12 protein-coding genes, 1 tRNA gene and 3 pseudogenes are annotated in these 16,604 nt (G+C 72.8%); 6 read left to right on the plus strand and 10 right to left on the minus strand.

Going from position 1 to position 16,604, the window contains the following annotated elements:
* The first annotated feature begins 179 nt into the window (after positions 1–179).
* From V6U77_RS28090 to V6U77_RS28100, 3 genes are all read left to right on the plus strand, one after another.
* Positions 180–260 (plus strand) — tRNA-Leu (locus V6U77_RS28090).
* Positions 261–371: 111 nt separating this feature from the next.
* On the plus strand, positions 372–1,187 hold the full coding sequence (locus V6U77_RS28095; protein WP_334609768.1) for a Bax inhibitor-1/YccA family protein: 816 nt from the start codon (positions 372–374) through the stop codon (positions 1,185–1,187).
* Positions 1,188–1,430: 243 nt separating this feature from the next.
* The gene (locus V6U77_RS28100; protein WP_334609770.1) at positions 1,431–1,751 is read left to right on the plus strand and encodes a hypothetical protein; all 321 of its coding nucleotides are present in this window, start codon (positions 1,431–1,433) and stop codon (positions 1,749–1,751) included.
* A gap of 59 nt (positions 1,752–1,810) precedes the next feature.
* Here V6U77_RS28100 and V6U77_RS28105 read toward each other — a convergent pair whose 3' ends face one another.
* From V6U77_RS28105 to V6U77_RS28115, 3 genes and pseudogenes are all read right to left on the minus strand, one after another.
* Positions 1,811–3,073, minus strand: a complete 1,263-nt coding sequence (locus tag V6U77_RS28105) for an acetyl-CoA C-acetyltransferase (RefSeq protein WP_334609771.1) — start codon at positions 3,071–3,073, stop codon at positions 1,811–1,813.
* 183 nt (positions 3,074–3,256) lie between these two features.
* Positions 3,257–4,060: an SGNH/GDSL hydrolase family protein gene (locus V6U77_RS28110; RefSeq protein ID WP_334609772.1), complete on the minus strand. Its 804-nt coding sequence runs from the start codon at positions 4,058–4,060 to the stop codon at positions 3,257–3,259.
* Positions 4,049–5,109: pseudogene (locus V6U77_RS28115) on the minus strand (SGNH/GDSL hydrolase family protein); the annotation flags it as partial. The pseudogene V6U77_RS28115 and the gene V6U77_RS28110, both read right to left, overlap by 12 nt.
* A gap of 147 nt (positions 5,110–5,256) precedes the next feature.
* Between V6U77_RS28115 and V6U77_RS28120 the strand changes: the two are divergent.
* Positions 5,257–5,613: a YkvA family protein gene (locus V6U77_RS28120; RefSeq protein ID WP_334609774.1), complete on the plus strand. Its 357-nt coding sequence runs from the start codon at positions 5,257–5,259 to the stop codon at positions 5,611–5,613.
* Positions 5,614–5,690: 77 nt separating this feature from the next.
* Entirely contained in the window at positions 5,691–7,061 is a 1,371-nt protein-coding gene (locus V6U77_RS28125) for a cystathionine beta-synthase (protein ID WP_334609776.1), read from the plus strand.
* 139 nt (positions 7,062–7,200) lie between these two features.
* Here V6U77_RS28125 and V6U77_RS28130 read toward each other — a convergent pair whose 3' ends face one another.
* From V6U77_RS28130 to V6U77_RS28155, 6 genes and pseudogenes are all read right to left on the minus strand, one after another.
* Positions 7,201–7,710, minus strand: a complete 510-nt coding sequence (locus V6U77_RS28130) for a GNAT family N-acetyltransferase (RefSeq protein WP_334609777.1) — start codon at positions 7,708–7,710, stop codon at positions 7,201–7,203.
* Positions 7,707–8,636 carry a ribonuclease Z gene (locus V6U77_RS28135; RefSeq protein WP_334609778.1) on the minus strand — a complete coding sequence of 310 codons (930 nt, stop codon included), beginning with the start codon at positions 8,634–8,636 and terminating at the stop codon, positions 7,707–7,709. Before V6U77_RS28135 ends, V6U77_RS28130 begins: the two co-directional genes overlap by 4 nt.
* Positions 8,637–8,981: 345 nt before the next feature.
* Positions 8,982–10,166 carry an osmoprotectant NAGGN system M42 family peptidase gene (locus V6U77_RS28140; RefSeq protein WP_334609779.1) on the minus strand — a complete coding sequence of 395 codons (1,185 nt, stop codon included), beginning with the start codon at positions 10,164–10,166 and terminating at the stop codon, positions 8,982–8,984.
* Positions 10,163–11,977 (minus strand): N-acetylglutaminylglutamine synthetase, encoded by a 1,815-nt coding sequence (ngg, locus tag V6U77_RS28145; RefSeq protein WP_334609780.1) that lies wholly within the window; start codon positions 11,975–11,977, stop codon positions 10,163–10,165. The genes V6U77_RS28140 and ngg overlap by 4 nt, the downstream gene beginning before the upstream one ends.
* Positions 11,978–11,979: 2 nt before the next feature.
* A complete protein-coding gene (locus tag V6U77_RS28150; RefSeq protein ID WP_334609781.1) occupies positions 11,980–13,764 on the minus strand; it encodes an N-acetylglutaminylglutamine amidotransferase in 1,785 nt (594 codons plus the stop codon).
* A 251-nt stretch (positions 13,765–14,015) separates the two neighbouring features.
* A pseudogene (locus V6U77_RS28155) lies at positions 14,016–14,096 on the minus strand (peptide-methionine (S)-S-oxide reductase MsrA); the annotation flags it as partial.
* A 32-nt stretch (positions 14,097–14,128) separates the two neighbouring features.
* Between V6U77_RS28155 and V6U77_RS28160 the strand changes: the two are divergent.
* Complete coding sequence (locus V6U77_RS28160) at positions 14,129–15,769, plus strand: recombinase family protein (protein WP_334609782.1); 1,641 nt, start codon at positions 14,129–14,131, stop codon at positions 15,767–15,769.
* 753 nt (positions 15,770–16,522) lie between these two features.
* On the opposite strand, the pseudogene V6U77_RS28165 reads toward V6U77_RS28160, so the two are convergent.
* Positions 16,523–16,604 (minus strand): annotated as a pseudogene (locus V6U77_RS28165) (IS5/IS1182 family transposase); the annotation flags it as partial.

Here is a 16,604-nt window from a genome sequence, read left to right on the forward strand (position 1 = left end):
CGGTTCGACAAACTCGCTGTGCGCTACGAAGCCACCATCCACCTCGCGTCCATCAACGAGTGGCTGTGACCGACTTCGACACAGGCCCTAGTGCGACCAGGATGCCGGGGTACGCCGGGTCGCCGCCGACCCGCTACCGTGACACTGCACCACGCGTGTCGACCCGCGCGGTGTCACCCGCCCGGGTGGTGGAACGGCAGACACGGCCGCCTTAAAAGCGGCTGCCGCAAGGCGTGCGGGTTCGACCCCCGCCCCGGGCACGCCGCACTCTCAGCTTCCGCTCAGCTTGGCGATCTCCACGGGACTGCCCTGGGCGTTTACTCTTGAGGCTGCACGTTCACGTGCAACGACCCCCTGAGGGAGGCCTGACAGTGAAGACTTCGAACCCGGTGCTCGCCCGGCTCGGCCAGGCGGCCGAGCGGGAGCGCGCCGCCGGGTACGCCCCGACCGGGCCGTACGGACAGCCCGGCTATCCCCAGCAGTACCCGACGGCGGCCGGCTACCCGGCGGCCCCGCCGACCGTCAACACCATGTCGATCGACGACGTGGTGGTCAAGACCGTCACGCTCCTCGGTATCCTCGGCATCTCCGCCGCGGCCGCCTGGGTGCTGGTGCCCGACGCCCTGCTCGGCGCGGCCTGGATCGGCGCGGCGGTGGTCGGCCTGGTCCTCGGTCTGATCATCTCGTTCTCCCGGATGGCGAACCCGGCGCTGGTCGTCGCGTACGCCGTCGTCGAGGGCGTCTTCGTCGGCATGGTCAGCAAGTTCTTCAACTCGCTCTACGACGGCATCGTGGTCCAGGCGGTGACCGCCACGTTCGGTGTCTTCTTCGTGATGGCCATGCTCTACAAGGCGAAGGTCATCCGGGCGACCCCGAAGTTCGTCAAGGGCATGATCGCCGTGATGGCGGGTCTCTTCGCCGTCATGCTGATCAACCTCGTGTTCGCGCTCTTCGGCGTGAACACCGGCCTGCGTGACGGCAGCCCGCTGGCGATCGGGTTCAGCCTGGTCTGCATCGTCGTCGCCTCGCTGAGCTTCGTGCTCAGCTTCAAGGAGGTCGAGGACGGCGTCCGGATGGGCCTGCCCCAGCGCTACTCCTGGGTCGCCGCCTTCGGCATCCTGGTCAGCCTGGTCTGGCTCTACATCGAGATCCTGCGCCTGCTGAGCTACTTCCAGGGCGACGACTGACCGTCACCCGCCCGTCCGACGGCGCCCGCCCCCGCACCCGCGAGGGCGGGCGCCGTCGTCACCCACCCACCCGCGCCCACCCCGCCCTTCGCCGCCGATCATGCAGTTGTGGTGCCCCGAAAAGGGTCAAACGGCCTAATCCGCCCACCACAAGTCCATGATCGACGGCGACGGCGACGGCGACGGCGGGGCAGGGCGGGGTGGAGGTAGGGCGTGGGGGTGGGTGGTTCGTAGACTCGTGGCGTGGGCGGTGGGGAGTTGGAGCGGGCGGTGGAGTTGCTGGTCCGTCAGGTCGGGCACTGGCAGCAGCCACGCTGGGCGGCCACGGCCGCCGGCGCGAACATGTCCCGTGCCGACCTGGTGCACCGGTTGGTGCAGGAGATCGCCAACCTGGCCGCCGACGTCGAGGGCGGGCCACGCCGGTCCGTGCCCCGGCTCGACAACGACCTGGCGCTGCCCGACCAGCTCCGGGTGGTGGCCGCCGACCTGGTCGCCGCCGCGCCGCCGCCCGAGGTGCTGACGCGGGCCGCCGCCGAGGTGACGGCGACCCGCGACTCGCTCTAGCCGCACGGCGGCCCGCGTCTCGCTCTAGCCGTACCGCTGGTCTCCGGTCGGGCCGGGTCTCAGCTCAGGCGCTCGACGACCATGGCCATGCCCTGGCCGCCGCCCACGCACATGGTCTCCAGGCCGATCGTCTTGTCGTGCCAGTCCAGGGCGTTGAGCAGGGTGCCGGTGATCCGGGCGCCGGTCATGCCGAACGGGTGCCCGACGGCGATCGCGCCACCGGAGACGTTCAGCTTCTCCAGCGGGATGTCGAGCTGGCGGTACGAGGGGATCACCTGCGCGGCGAACGCCTCGTTGATCTCCACGAGGTCGACGTCGTCGATGGTCATCCCGGCCCGCCCGAGCGCCTGCCGGCTGGCCTCGACCGGCCCGAGCCCCATGATCTCCGGTGAGAGGGCGGTGACGCCGGTGGAGACGATCCGGGCCAGCGGCGTGATCCCGAGGTCCCTGGCCCGCTGGGCGCTCATGATCACCACGGCGGCGGCGCCGTCGTTCAGCGGGCAGCAGTTGCCTGCGGTGATGCGACCGTCGGGGCGGAAGACCGGCTTCAGCCCGGCGACGCCCTCCAGGGTGACCCCGGCGCGCGGGCCGTCGTCGGTGCCGACCACCGTGCCGTTCGGCGTGGTCACCGGGGTGATCTCCCGGGCCCAGAAGCCGTCGGCGATGGCCTTCTCGGCGAGGTTCTGGCTGCGTACGCCGAATTCGTCCATGTCGGCGCGGCTCACGTCGTAGACCTGGGCCAGGTTCTCGGCGGTCTGGCCCATGGCCAGGTAGATGTCCGGCAGCTCGCCGGCCTCGCGGGGGTCGGTCCAGACCGGGGCCCCGCCCTGGGCGCGGGCCTGTGAACGCTCGGCCGCGGCGGCGAAGCGCGGGTTCTCCCAGCCGCCGCCGACCAGCGCCTGCGCCTCCTTCGGCAGCCCGTCGGAGTTGCCGCGCGCGTACCGGGAGACCATCTCGACGCCGGCGGAGACGAACACGTCGCCCTCGCCGGCCCGGATCGCGTGCATCGCCATCCGGGTGGTCTGCAACGAGGACGCGCAGTAGCGGGTGAGCGTGGCGCCGGGCAGCGTGTCGAGCCCCATCAGGGTGGCGACCACCCGGGCCATGTTGAAGCCCTGCTCGCCGCCGGGCAGGCCGCACCCCAGGTAGAGGTCGTCGATCTCGGTCGGGTCGAGCTGCGGGACCTTGTCCAGGGCGGCCCGCACGATGGTCGCGGCGAGGTCGTCCGGTCGGACGTCGCGCAGGGACCCCTTGTGCGCCCGGCCGATGGGGGAGCGGGCGGTGGCGACGATGACGGCGTCGCGGGACGACTCAGTCGGCATGAACCAACGTTAACCCGTCGGTAACTTCGGGCGGAAGCTGCCCGCCGGCCGGGAAATGTCACGCCCGCGCGGGGAATGGACCTCCCGGCGGACGGCGCCGGGAGGCGACTGCCGCGCCCGGGCGCAACGGCGGGAGACTCGGCGCCGGGAGGTCCATTCCGCCCCGGGCGCGACGGCGGCTGCTCAGCGCCGGGAGGCGACCGCCGCCGCGGCGGCGACGGCCGGCAGCAGGGCGTGCGCCCAGACCCGGTAGCCGTCGGCGGAGGGGTGGTAGCCGTCGTGGCACAGCGTCCCGGCGTCGGCCCGGAACACCGCACCGGTCTCGGTGGCCAGGTCGACCACGGAGCCGCCGGCGTCGAGCACCGCCGCCGTCTGGGCGCGCGCCACCCGCCGCCCCGACCAGCCGACCACGTTGCGCAGCGGCGGCGCGATCGCGCGTACGGCGCCGAGGTCGGGGCACGTGCCGACGACGACCTCGACCCGGGCCTCGCGGAGCCGGTGCACGGCCGCCCCGAGGTAGGCGGCCGCCTCCGCTGGGCGACGCAGGGCGGTGGCGTCGTTGGCCCCGATCAGGATCACCGCCACGTCGGGACGCTCGCCGAGCAGCGCCCGGGCCACCTGGGTGGCCAGGTCGGTCGACCGCGAGCCGGAGACGCCGACGCTGGACAGGTGCACCCGCCGGCCGTTCGGGCCCTCGGCGAGCAGGTTGGCCAGCTGCCCGCCGATGGTCTCGTCGAGGCGGCCCACCCCGACGCCGAGCGCGGACGAGTCGCCGAGCAGCACCAGCCGCAGCGGCGACGCGTCGGCGCGCCCGACCGTGGCGCGCAGGGCGAGCGCCAGCTCCGGCTGGGCGTACCGGCGATGCCGGGCGGCGAAGGCCTGGCCGGCGAGGACGGCGGCGCCGCCGACCGTGCCGGCGATGAGGCTGAGCGTCGCCGCCCGGCCCAGTCGGTTGGCGAGCCCCGAGGGGATGAAGCGCTCGCTCATGCCAGTCCCTCCAGTGTGGGTGAGTCGGCGGCGGGGCCTGGCTGCGGCACGGCGCCGACACCGAAGAAGGCCCGTCGGCGCAGCTGCGCCCACCGGCCGGCGGGGCCGCGTTCGCGCCCCCGGACCCGGGTGCCGCTGACCTCGGTGCCCGCGTGGCGGGCCGCCTCCTGGGCGGCCTGCGGCAACGACCGTACGCCCTCCCCCCGCACGAGGGCCGGACGCCGATCCTGCCCCGCGCCGAGCGCGGAGAGCACGGTGGGCAGCAGGGCGGCGGCGGCCATCGCGTAGCCCTCCGCCGAGGGGTGGAACCGGTCCCAGGCGAACATCCGGGTCGGCTCCGCCGTGAACCGGGGCCCGAGCAGGTCGCCGAGGGAGACCGTCCAGCCGCCGGCCTCGACCACGGCGACCGTCTGGGCGGCGGCGAGCTGCCGGCTCCAGCGGCGGGCCAGCCACCGCAGCGGCGGCTGGATCGGCCGGATCGCGCCCAGGTCGGGGCACGTGCCGACGACCACCTCGCAGCCGGCCGCGCGCAGCGTGCGGACCGCGTCGACCAGGTAGCGCACCGCCAGTGCGAACGGCGTGCGGTTGGTCACGTCGTTGCCGCCGATGAGGATCACCGCGACGTCGGGCCGGCACTCCAGCGCCGCCTCCACCTGGTGGCGCAGCACGGCCGAGATGGCGCCGACCACGGCGAAGCGGTGCAGCCGCACGGGGCGCTGCAGCCGGCGGGACAGGCCGGTGGCGAGCAGGGCGCCGGGCGTCTCCCGACGGCGGTGCACGCCGTAGCCGGCGGCCGACGAGTCGCCGAGCACGACGACGGTGAGCGGCGGGCCGGGCAGCTTCGCGCCGTAGACGCCGTCGCAGCGCGGGGGCGGCGCCTCGGCCATCGGGATCGTGCGGCGGGCCTGCCGGGCCTGTCCGAGGAGCACGCCGCCGGTCGCGACCGCGGCCGCGGCGGTGGCGCCCGTGCCGATCACCGCGAGGCGGGCGACCTGCCGGGCGCGCTGCCAGCGCGGACCAACCGGGACGACGGAACCTGCGACCCCCATACAGCGACATTATCGCGCCGGCACGACACGCCGCTGTCGTCGTCTCGGCTCGCGGGTGCCTGGAAGTCGACGGTCCTGGGTATCTGTACGGGTGATCGGGGACGGTTGCGCGGTCGCGTCATCCTGGCACGTGGAGAGGGGCCGAACATGGGGAAGACATTGAAGCGCAGCGCGGCGTTCAGCGCGTTGGCCCGGGCGCTCGCGGCCGGGTCGCGGGGCGGGCCGTCGCTCGGGGCGCGGCTGGCCGCGCTGCCCCGGATGATCCGGGCCACCACCCGGGGGGAGTACGACGGCGGCCTGCGGCTGGCCCTGATGACCGCGGCGACGGCGTACATCGTCTCGCCGATCGACCTGGTGCCGGAGATCCCGCTGGCGATCTTCGGCCTGGCCGACGACGCGGTGATGGTGACCTGGCTGGCCGGCAGCGTGCTGGCCGAGACCGAGCGGTTCCTGGAGTGGGAGGCCCGGCGCAGCTCGGTGATCCCCGGGCACGTGGCGTCCTGAACCCACGTACCCTGGGGCGTCGAGAAGACGTCTGCCCGGCCGCCGCCGGCGGCGCCGGAGGAGAAGGGCACAACGAGGTGCGGTACTACGACAACGTCGTCGAGCTGATCGGCAACACCCCGCTGGTACGGCTGCGCAACGTCACGGCCGGGATCCAGGCCACCGTGCTGGCGAAGGTGGAGTACCTCAACCCGGGCGGCTCGGTGAAGGACCGGATCGCCCTGCGCATGGTGGAGGACGCGGAGAAGGCGGGCCTCCTGCAGCCCGGTGGCACGATCGTCGAGCCGACCAGCGGCAACACCGGCGTCGGGCTGGCGCTGGTGGCGCAGCTGCGGGGCTACAAGTGCGTCTTCGTCTGCCCCGACAAGGTCAGCCAGGACAAGCAGGACGTGCTGCGCGCGTACGGCGCCGAGGTGGTGGTCTGCCCGACGGCCGTCGCCCCGGAGGACCCGCGCTCCTACTACAACGTCTCGGACCGGCTGGCCCGGGAGATCCCCGGCGCCTGGAAGCCCAACCAGTACAGCAACCCGGCCAACCCGCGCTCGCACTACGAGACGACCGGCCCCGAGCTGTGGGAGCAGACCGGGGGCGAGATCACCCACTTCGTGACGGGTGTCGGCACCGGCGGCACCATCTCCGGCATCGGGCGCTACCTGAAGGAGGCCTCGGAGGGCCGGGTCAAGGTCGTCGGCGCCGACCCGGAGGGCTCCGTCTACTCCGGCGGCACCGGCCGGCCCTACCTGGTCGAGGGCGTCGGCGAGGACTTCTGGCCGGAGACGTACGACCAGGGCGTCGCCGACGAGATCATCGAGGTCTCCGACAAGGCGTCCTTCGAGATGACCCGGCGCCTGGCGCGCGAGGAGGGGCTGCTGGTCGGCGGATCCTGCGGGATGGCCGTGGTGGCCGCCCTGGAGGTGGCCCGCAAGGCCGGCCCGGACGACATCGTCGTGGTGCTCCTGCCGGACAGCGGCAAGGGCTACCTGTCCAAGATCTTCAACGACGCCTGGATGGCCCGCTACGGCTTCCTGGACAACTCCGGCACCGAGCCGACGGTCGCCGACGCGCTCGCCGGCAAGCCGGGCGGCCTGCCCGAGCTGGTGCACGTGCACCCGACCGAGACGGTCCGCGACGCGATCGACTACATGCGCGAGTACGGCGTCTCGCAGCTTCCGGTGCTCAAGGCCGAGCCCCCCGTGGTGACCGGCGAGGTGGCCGGCTCGATCGCCGAGAAGGACCTGCTCGACGCGCTCTTCACCGGCCAGGCGCACCTGCACGACACCATCGAGCGGCACATGGCCGAGCCGCTGCCGATGATCGGTGGCGGGCAGCCCGTGAGCGAGGCGGTCGGCCTGCTGGAGAAGTCCGACGCCGCCCTGGTGCTGGTCGACGGCAAGCCGAAGGGCGTCCTCACCCGGCAGGACCTGCTGGCCCACCTCGGCGCCCGCTGACCACACGACGTCCGCACGAGGGCCCTTCCCCGACCGGGGAAGGGCCCTCGCCGTGTCTGCCGCGCCCCGCCTCGGCTCACCGAGGCGCATCGGCCCGTGGTGCCGCCGCGCCCGCGCCGAACGGCGGGCACATCGGCGCTCAGAGCCGGCGGGCGTACCGGAGCTGGGGCACGACCGCCGGGCCGACGTGCTCGTCACGTTCGGTGCCGGTGGGGGTCCAGCCGCCGCGCTCGTAGAAGCCCCGGGCGTGCGCGTTGTCGCGCAGCACCCAGAGCACCGCGCGGGACCAGCCGCGGGCGCGCATGGCGTCCAGCGCGTCGACCATGAGGGCACGACCGGTGCCCCGGCCGCGCTCGGACGGTTCGAGGTGGATGGCGTTGAGCAGGCCGGTCGCCGGGCCGCCCTCGTCGTCCGGCCCGAGGTAGCTGAACCCGGCCAGCCCGCCGTCGCGCTCGACCACGGTCATCCGGTGCTCGTCGCGCTCCCACGTCCAGCGTTCGGTCCAGTAGGCGCCCATCGCCTCCGGTGTCGGCTCGGCCAGCGCCTCCGCCGGCAGGAAGGCCGAGTAGGCGGCGATCCGGGAACGCTGGTGCAGCGCGCCCACCGCCATCAGGTCGTCGACGGTGGCGGGGCGCAGGGTGACCGTCACCCGGCCGAGGCTACCCGCCGGGGCGGGACCTGCACGGTCGTCAGGTCCTCGGCGATCACCAGGTCGCCGTCGAAGTGCGCGCGGGCCTCGTCGGCGAAGCGCGCCTGGTCGGCGTACCGCTGGGAGAAGTGGGTGAGCACGAGCCGGCGTACGCCCGACTCGGCCGCCACCCGCGCGGCCTGGCCCGCCGTGAGGTGGCCGACCTCCGCGGCGAGCGCGGCCTCCGAGTCGAGGAACGTCGACTCGATGACCAGCAGGTCGGCGTGCTCGGCGAGGGCGTACACGCCGTCGCAGAGGCCCGTGTCCATGACGAAGGCGAAGCGCTGCCCGGGCCGGGGCACGCTCACCTCCTCGCGGGTGACGCGGCGCCCGCCGACGTCGAGGTGCCCGGCGCGGATCAGCTGCCCGACCGCCGGCCCTTCGATGCCGTAGGCGGCCAGCCGCTCGGGCAGCATTCGGCAGCCGTCGGGCTCGACGAGCCGGTAGCCGTACGTCTCGACGGGGTGCCGCAGCCGGCGGCCCTCCAACGTGCCGACGCCCAGCGCGATGCGCTGCCCGTCGGCGTGGATCGGCTCGACGCGCAGCTCGGCGGTCTCGTGGAAGCTGGAGGCGTGCCGCAGGCGCGCGAAGTACTCCGCGCCGCCCGCCGGGAAGTGCACCGCCACCGGGTGCGGCACCCGGTCCAGCGAGAGCCGCTGGATGGTGCCGGGCAGGCCGAGGCAGTGGTCGCCGTGGAAGTGGGTGACGCAGATCCGGGTCAGGTCCGTGGCGGTGACCGTGGTGTGCAGGAGCTGCCGCTGGCTGCCCTCGCCCGGGTCGAAGAGGATCACCTCGTCGTCCCAGCGCAGCACGTACCCGTTGTGGTTGCGCTGCCGGGTGGGGGCCTGGCTGGCCGTCCCGAGCACCACCAGCTCGCGCATCGACACGGCGTCCTCCGGCTGATCCGACCGTCCGGCCTGCGGAAAGGGTCGACCCCCGGGGCTTCCGCGCTCGCGCGCGGGCCGGCTGGACTGGGCCGGCACCCCGAGGGTCGGGTGGCTGTCGTGGTTTCGCCGCACCGCTGCCACACGGTCTCGACGATGGTGCTGTGCCCGCCTCGCGGCGGACGAGTTTACTGTCGAGGACAGCGGCTAGCGGACAGCCACCTCACGAGTCCGATTGCTATACAAGTCTGGACCACCTCCTTTCCCGTGTACCGCCACGCTATCCAGCCCTCGCGTCCCGGGCAACGGATTTCGATCACACGGCCTCGGGGAATATCGGGCCGGCGGTCAGGGGTTCTCGGCGATGCCGATCGGCCCCTCGCGCGGGCCCTCCTCGTTGGCCGGCTGCACGGCCAGCGACGGGAAGTCGGCGAGGTCACCCTCCGGCTCGGCGTCCCACTCGGGGAAGACCAGGTCGCTCTGGAGGTAGAGGCAGAGCAGCTGGGTGAGCTGGCGCAGGCCCTCCAGGTGGGTGCGCTCGTGGCCGTGGGTGGCGTCCACGCCGAAGCCGAGCAGCGCCACCCGGGCGTGCGCGCCGGCCTCCACCGCCGCCGCCACGTCCGAGCGGTAGTACTCGAAGACGTCGCGGACCAGGTCCACCCCGTGCTCGGCGGCGATCGAGGCCAGGTTGCGGGTCAGGTGGTAGTCGAACGGCCCCACCCCGTCGCCCATGGCCAGCGTGGCCGCGTCCTCGCGGGACTGCTGGCCGGGCGCCACCACCGCCGCGTCCACCGAGACGATCTCCGCCACGTCCGGGTCGAGCCCGTGCGACGCCCCGTGCCCGATCTCCTCGGTCACGGTGACCAGCAGGTGCGCGGTGACCGCCGGGCGTACGCCGGCGTCGACCATCGCCTTGAGCGCGGTGAGGACGGCGGCCACGCCCGCCTTGTCGTCGAGGTGGCGGGACTTGACGTATCCGCTCGGGGTGATCGTCGGGTTCGGCAGGAACGCCACGAAGTCGCCCGCGTCGATGCCGAGGGCGCGCAGCCCGGCGACGTCCTCCACCGGCTCGTCGACCCGGACCTCGACGTGCTGCCAGCCGACGCCCTGCAGGTCCACGTCGTCGTTGTAGCGGTGGCCGCTGGCCTTCAGCGGCAGCACCTGGCCGGTGATCACCCGCTCCAGGTCGTCGGTGAAGACCCGCACGTGCGCGCCCTCGGCGAACCGGGCGCTGTGCGTACCGATCGTCTTCAGCTCCAGCCGACCGTTCTCCTTCAGCCGCTTGACCATGCCGCCGATGGTGTCGGTGTGCACCACGATCGCCCGGTCGGCGCCCGTGGAGCGGGGGCCGGGCAGGCAGGCGCTCAACGCGCCGCGGCGGGTCAGCGTGGAGGGGATACCGAGCGCGGAGAGCCGCTCGCCGACGTACTGCTGCACGTGGTCCGTACGCCCCGAGGGGCTCGGGATCTCCAGCAGCTCCACCAGCACCTGGCGCAGGTAGTCCAGGTCGATCTCCAGGGGCCTCGGGCTCACGCCGCACCTCCCGGGCCGGCCGGGGTCCAGAGCCGCTGCGGCGCGCGGGTGCCCGGGAAGAGCAGGTCCACGAAGCGCTCGGCGGTCGGCTGCGGCTCGTGGTTGGCCAGGCCGGGCCGCTCGTTGGCCTCGATGAAGACGTGCTCCGGGCGGTCCGGGGCGCCGACCAGCAGGTCCAGGCCGGTGACCGGGATGTCCAGGGCCCGGCTGGCAGCCACGCACGCCTCGGCGATCGACGGGTGCAGCTCGGCGGTGACGTCGTGGATGGTGCCGCCGGTGTGCAGGTTCGCGGTCCTGCGTACGGCCAGCACCTGCCCCTCGGGCAGCACGTCGTGCAGCTCGTGGCCGGCCTCGGCCAGGACGTCGCGGGTCATGTCGTCGAGCGGGATCCGGGACTCGCCACCGGTGGCGGCGGCCCGACGGCGGCTCTGCCGCTCGATCAGCTCGGCGATGTCGTGCACCCCGTCGCCGGTGATCGAGGCGGGGCGCCGGACGGCGGCGGCCACCACCTCGTGGTCGATCACGACGACGCGCAGGTCCTCGCCGGCGCGCATCTCCTCGATCAGCACGTCCGGGCAGAACCGGGCGGCCAGCTCGACGGCGGCGGCCAGCGCCTCGGCAGTGCGTACGCCCACCGTGATGCCGTTGCCCTGCTCGCCGCGCGCCGGCTTCACCACGGCCCGACCGACCTCGGCGAGGAAGGCGGTGTCGCCGTCGTCGCCGGTGGCGGTCCGGCCGCGCGGCACCGACAGCCCCGCCTCGGTGAGGATCCGGCGGGTCACCCGCTTGTCGTCGCAGCGGCTCATGGCCACCGCCGAGGTCAGCTCCGACAGCGACTCGCGGGTCAGCACGGTCCGCCCGCCGCTGCTCAGCCGCAGCTCACCCCAGGCCGGGTCGGTGACCTCCACCCGGATGCCGCGCCGCATCGCCTCGTCGGCGACGATCTTCGCGTACGGGTTGAGCCGGTCGTACCCCTCGGGCATCGCGGGCAGGAAGAGCCGCTCGTTGATCGGGTTCTTCCGCTTCACGCAGAGCGTCGACGTGCGGTAGAAGCCGAGCCGCTCGTAGAGCCGGATCGCCCCGGCGTTCTCGGCGAGCACCGACAGGTCCACGTACGCCCGACCCCGCTCGACCAGCCGGGCGGCCAGCGCGGTGATCAGCGCCTGGCCGGTGCCCGGCGGCGCCTTGTTGAAGTCGACGGTCAGACACCACAGGCTGGCGCCGTTGTCGGGATCGTCGAAGACCGCGACGTGGTCGACGCCGGTGATGGTGCCGACGATCCCGCCGGTGGCGTCCTCGGCGACCAGGTGCAGGAACCGGTCGGTACGCGCGTTGGCGACGAGCACGTCGACTCCGGCGGTGACCATGCCGTTGCAGGCGTAGATCCGGTTCACCGCGTCCGCGTCGGCGGCGTCGGCCAGCGGTCGGATGGTCAACCCCGGGACGTCGTCGTCACCGACCGGCCGGTCGTCGCCGAGCGGTAGCCGGTAGGTCAGCGACGGGTCGATGAACAGCTCGTCGGGCAGCCGGGACACCAGCACGTGCGGGTCGCGCAGGTAGATGCAGATGTCGCGGGAGCCGGCGGCCTCGGAACGCAGCACGGCGGCGACGGCGGCCTGGTCGACGAAGGTCTGCCCGAAGACGAGCCGCCCCCAGCCGCAGTCCAGCACCACGTCGGTGTCGCCCTCGCGGGCCGGAACCTCCGCCGGCTCCGCTGCCATCGGGTCGCCGCCGGGGCCCACCCGTTCCCGTCGCCGGCCGTTGCGCGACCGGTCGGTCCGGGCCGCGCCGGTCGCCAGGGTGTCGGTCACGGTCAGTCGATTCCGTGGCTCTGGAGCCACATTTCCAGGAGTCCGAGTTGCCACAGCTTGTTTCCGTTCAACGGGGTCAGTTCGGCATTCGGGTCGGCCAGCAGGGCGTCGACGTAGTCGGCCCGGAACAGGTCGCGGCGGCGGGCCTCCGGCGCGGAGAGCGCGTCGCGTACCCGATCGAGGAGCTTGCCCTCCAGGTGGGTGAGGCCCGGCACGGGGAAGTAGCCCTTCGGCCGGTCGATGACCTCGTGCGGCAGCACCCGGCGGCCGATCTCCTTGAGCACCCCCTTGCCGCCCTGCGCCAGCTTCAGCTCCGGCGGGCAGCTCGCGGCCAGCTCGACGAACTCGTGGTCGAGGAACGGCACCCGGGCCTCCAACCCGTGCGCCATCGTCATGTTGTCCACCCGCTTGACCGGGTCGTCGGTCAGCATGACCTGGGTGTCGATGCGCAGGCCCGCGTCGACCGCGGTCTCGGCGCCGGCGCGGCCCAGGTGGGCGGCCACGAACTCCCGCGCCGGGTCGCCGTCGGTCAGCCAGGCCGGGTTCAGCACCCGGGCCAGCCCGGCCGCGTCCCGGTCGAAGAAGGCCCCGGCGTACGTGTCGAGCGCCTGGTCGCGGCCGATCCGGGCGAGCGGCGGGTACCAGTGGTAGCCGCCGAGGATCTCGTCCGCGCCCTGGCCGGACTGGACCACCTTGACGTGCTGCGACACGACCTCGCTGAGCAGGTAGAACGCCACGCAGTCGTGGCTGACCATCGGCTCGGACATCGCGGCGACGGCCGCCTCCAGCGGCGGCACCAGGTCGGCGGCGGCCACCCGGATCTGGTGGTGGTCGGTGTCGAACGTCTTCGCGACGAGGTCGGAGTAGCGGAACTCGTCGCCCTCGCGACCGCCGACGGCGTCGAAGCCGATGGAGAAGGTGGAGAGCCCGCGCTGGCCCTCGCCGGCGAGCAGGGCGACCACCAGGCTGGAGTCCAGGCCGCCGGAGAGCAGCACGCCGACCGGCACGTCGGCGACCATCCGCCGGCGTACGGCGGTGGTCAGCGACTCCAGCAGGGCGTCCTGCCAGTCCTTCCCGGACCAGCCGGCCCGCTCGGCCGAGCGGGTGAAGGCCGGGTCCCAGTAGACCCGCTCCGAGGTGCGGCCGTCCGCCTCGTAGACCCGTACGGTCGCCGGGGGCAGCTTGGTGACCCCGCGCAGGATGGTGCGCGGCGGCGGCACGATGCTGTGGAAGCTCAGGTAGTGCGCGAGCGCGACCGGGTCGATGCCGGTGTCGACGCCGCCCCCGGCCAGCAGCGCCGGCAGGGTGCTGGCGAAGCGCACCGCGCCGGGCGTCTCGGCCAGGTAGAGCGGCTTGATGCCCAGCCGGTCCCGGGCCAGCACCAGCCGGCCGGTGTCCCGCTCGCTGATCGCCACGGCGAACATGCCGACCAGGTGGTCGACGAAGTCGAGCCCCCACTCGGCGTACGCCTTGAGCACGACCTCGCTGTCGCCGGAGGAGAAGAACCGGTGGCCCTTGGCCTGGAGTTCCGCGCGCAGTTCCCGGTAGTTGTAGATGCACCCGTTGAAGACGCCGGTCAGGCCCGCCGCGGGGTCGACCAGCGGTTGTCCGCTCGCGGCGGAGAGGTCGATGATCTTCAGGCGTCGGTGTCCGAGGGCGGTCGGGCCCTGGGCCCAGACGCCGCTGTCGTCCGGCCCTCGGTCGCTCATCGTGGCCGCCATGCGTTCCACCACCGCCACGTCGGCGCGTGAACCGTCACGGCGGAACTCTCCCGCAAGTCCGCACATGCCAGGCAATGCTGCCAGAGGGCAGCCAGGATTGCCCGTTGGGACGATAACGGTTTCTTGAAGATTTGCTACACTGCGCGATTCTCGTCACGGTGCGTGCCGACCATGGTGGCAGACCGCGTCAAGAGTGGCGGCCGGGGCGTTTTCCCAACCGGGCCAGATGTGATCGACCCCTCAGTTCCGACGGCACGGGGCCGGCGCGGCTGACGCCGCGCCGGCCCCCGTGGTGTGCCGTCTGCTCCCGGCCCGGTTCAGCCCGACGTGCGGGCGATGCCCACCGGGCAGCTCAGCCCGTTCGGACCGTGGTTGCAGTAGCCGTTCGGGTTCTTGGTTCCTGGCGGGCGGTGCACTACGGTTGGACCCCATGATCACCGCACGCCCCGCCGCCTACGTACGTCAGTCGACCGCACGCGCGAACAAGTCCGAGGCGTCCCCGGCAACCCAACGCACCGCGACCACCGAACGCGCCAACCACGACCACCCCGGCGCAACCGTCCGCATGTTCGAGGACATCGACCGATCCGGCTTCCAAGCCGGCGTAGTCCGTGAGGCGTACGACCAGATGGTATCGGCCATCAAGGCCGGCGAGATCACGCATCTCTATGTCTTCTACGTCTCCCGTCTGACCCGCCAAGATCCGCGTATTGCGCTCGCCGAATGGCTGCCGCTGCTCGCCGGTGGCCTGACGATTGTCAGCATCACCGAAGGCACATTCGGCCCGGATAACACGATGGATCTGATCCACCTTCTTTTGCGAATGGATGCGGCGCACAACGAAAGCAAAAACAAGTCGGCCGCCGTGAAAGCCGCCAAGGCCCTCGCCCACGCGGCCGGGGGGCACGTCGGAAACCCGCCCTTCGGATTCCGCACCGTCGAGCGGATGGCCCGGACCCCGGCCGGCGAGCCGGTCGCCATCCGCGCCCTGGTCATCGAGCCGACCGAGGCCCGCGCGCTGCGGGTGGCCGTCCGCGCCGTGCTGCTCGGTCACGCCGTGCACGCCGTGGCCCGCTACTTCGACCGCCGGGGCATCCGCACGCGCGGCGCGAAGGTGGGCCGCTCCCGCGCGTCGGGTGCCTGGTCGGACCGGAACCTAAACCAACGCCTGCGAGACCCCCGCATCGCTGGCCTGCCGGCCGTGGCCGTGCTCGATGACCGGGGCAACACGGTCGGCTACCGCACCGCGTACGACATGGAAGACGTCCGCGTGCTGCCACCGCCGGCCGAGCCGATCATCACCACCGATGAGTTCTGGCGTCTGCAAGCCATCCTCACCGGCCGCACCCGGCCGCCGCGCCAGTCGGCCGACGAGCCGGCCCTGCTCTCAGGTCTGGGCATCCTGTGGTGTGAGTGCGGGTGCCGGATGAAGGCGCGTCGGTTCGTCGCAAACGCCACCCTGGCGAATCGCGACGCCTACATGTGCACCGCCCCGGCGGGCCGGCACTCCAACACCATCAGCCTGACCGCGCTCGATGGCTGGGTCCGCATGCGAATCGACCGCCTGCTCAACTCGATCGATCCGGCCGACGAGGACCAGACCACCGCCTCGATCCTGGCCGAGGCGACCCGCCGCTACGGCGCAGCGACGGCAACGCCGGAGACCGCCGTGCAGCGGGCCGCAGTGTCCGCCGAGCTGGCCGACGCATCCGCCGCCCTCGACCAGCAATCCGAGGCACTTGGGACCGCCACGGGTGCCGCCGCCGCAGCGCTTACCCGCGCCGTCACGGCGACCGGTGCCCGCGTCGATGCCCTGTCCGCCCGCCTGGCCGAGCTGGACGAGCAGGCAACCGCCAAGCTGCCGTTGGACCTCTGGACCTCCAGCGCCTACGGCGACGAGTCGACGTGGTGGGACGGTGCCTCGGTGGGGGAGCGGCGCGACTTCGTGACCCTGTTCGTTGACCGGATCACGGTTCGCCGTGCGGCATCCAAGGGTGGCCGCCCGACCAAGGCCGACCCGTGGGGCACCGTGAACGCCCGCGTAACGCTGGATTGGGCCGGCACTACATAGGTCGCACGCCCTCGTCCCGCCCAGCGTCAACAAGTGGCCCGCTACGTGCCCCGCAGCGGGCCGCTGTGCGTCCGGCGTCCGATGCCCCCGGACAGCCCGCACGGCCCGCAGAGTGGCGCACAGCCCGATTCAGATGCCCTCCCGCTCGTGCCCCCGGCCGCTGGTCGGCAGCGCCGCCGAGGGGGTGCCGACGCGGGTGCGCCATTCGGGGGGTAATGGAGTTCGGACTCTCGTTGCTTCCTCGCCCGCTTTCCTTCCCCATTCAATCTGTCCCATTTCCTCGCCCTTATAACCCTCTACTATAACTAACTGTAGTTACTTATAGTGCTCTCTGTAGTCCCTGGGCATCCCCTGCTGCGCCCGCGCCCGGTGATGGGTGCGTTATCAGGGGGTAAGTGACGGCAGGGTGCCGACACTCGCCGGCCCCGGGTGCGCCATCCGGGGGGTAATTCTTGGGCCGCCCCGCTGCGCCCGCGTCCGACCCCCGCCGCCCTTACGTCGCTGAGGACTTACCACCTGGCAGGTAGTCGGGTCGCCCCCGCTGCGCCCGCACCCGTCAAGATCGGGTTTCCCCCCTTGTAGGACGTATTCGGTGACAACAGAGGTGGTCCGCCGCTGGTTTCCCCCCGATGGGGACATACAGAGTGCGAGACAAGTGTGGCCCGCCGGCCCGTCCCAGCCATCCGCCCGGCAGCGCCGCAAGCCTCTGAACAGGGCGTTTTACCTCTGTGGGACGTACTTAGTGAGCCCTTTTCATCCTGCGTAGCGGTTGGATTCGGTGCGATGCAGGACGAGGATCGCCTGCACGATCGCGGTGGCTCGGCGTGGGCAGCAG

It is taken from the genome of Micromonospora sp. CPCC 205546 (assembly GCF_036902715.1).
In the GTDB taxonomy this organism is placed as follows: Bacteria; Actinomycetota; Actinomycetes; order Mycobacteriales; family Micromonosporaceae; genus Micromonospora.

What these genes read in the sequence shown, in the direction of transcription:
- V6U77_RS28105 (WP_334609771.1), bottom strand. Translation starts at nt 3,073, where the DNA reads ATGCCGACTGAGTCGTCCCGCGACGCCGTCATCGTCGCCACCGCCCGC.
- V6U77_RS28110 (WP_334609772.1), bottom strand. Translation starts at nt 4,060, where the DNA reads ATGAGCGAGCGCTTCATCCCCTCGGGGCTCGCCAACCGACTGGGCCGG.
- V6U77_RS28120 (WP_334609774.1), top strand. Translation starts at nt 5,257, where the DNA reads ATGGGGAAGACATTGAAGCGCAGCGCGGCGTTCAGCGCGTTGGCCCGG.
- V6U77_RS28150 (WP_334609781.1), bottom strand. Translation starts at nt 13,764, where the DNA reads ATGTGCGGACTTGCGGGAGAGTTCCGCCGTGACGGTTCACGCGCCGAC.
- V6U77_RS28160 (WP_334609782.1), top strand. Translation starts at nt 14,129, where the DNA reads ATGATCACCGCACGCCCCGCCGCCTACGTACGTCAGTCGACCGCACGC.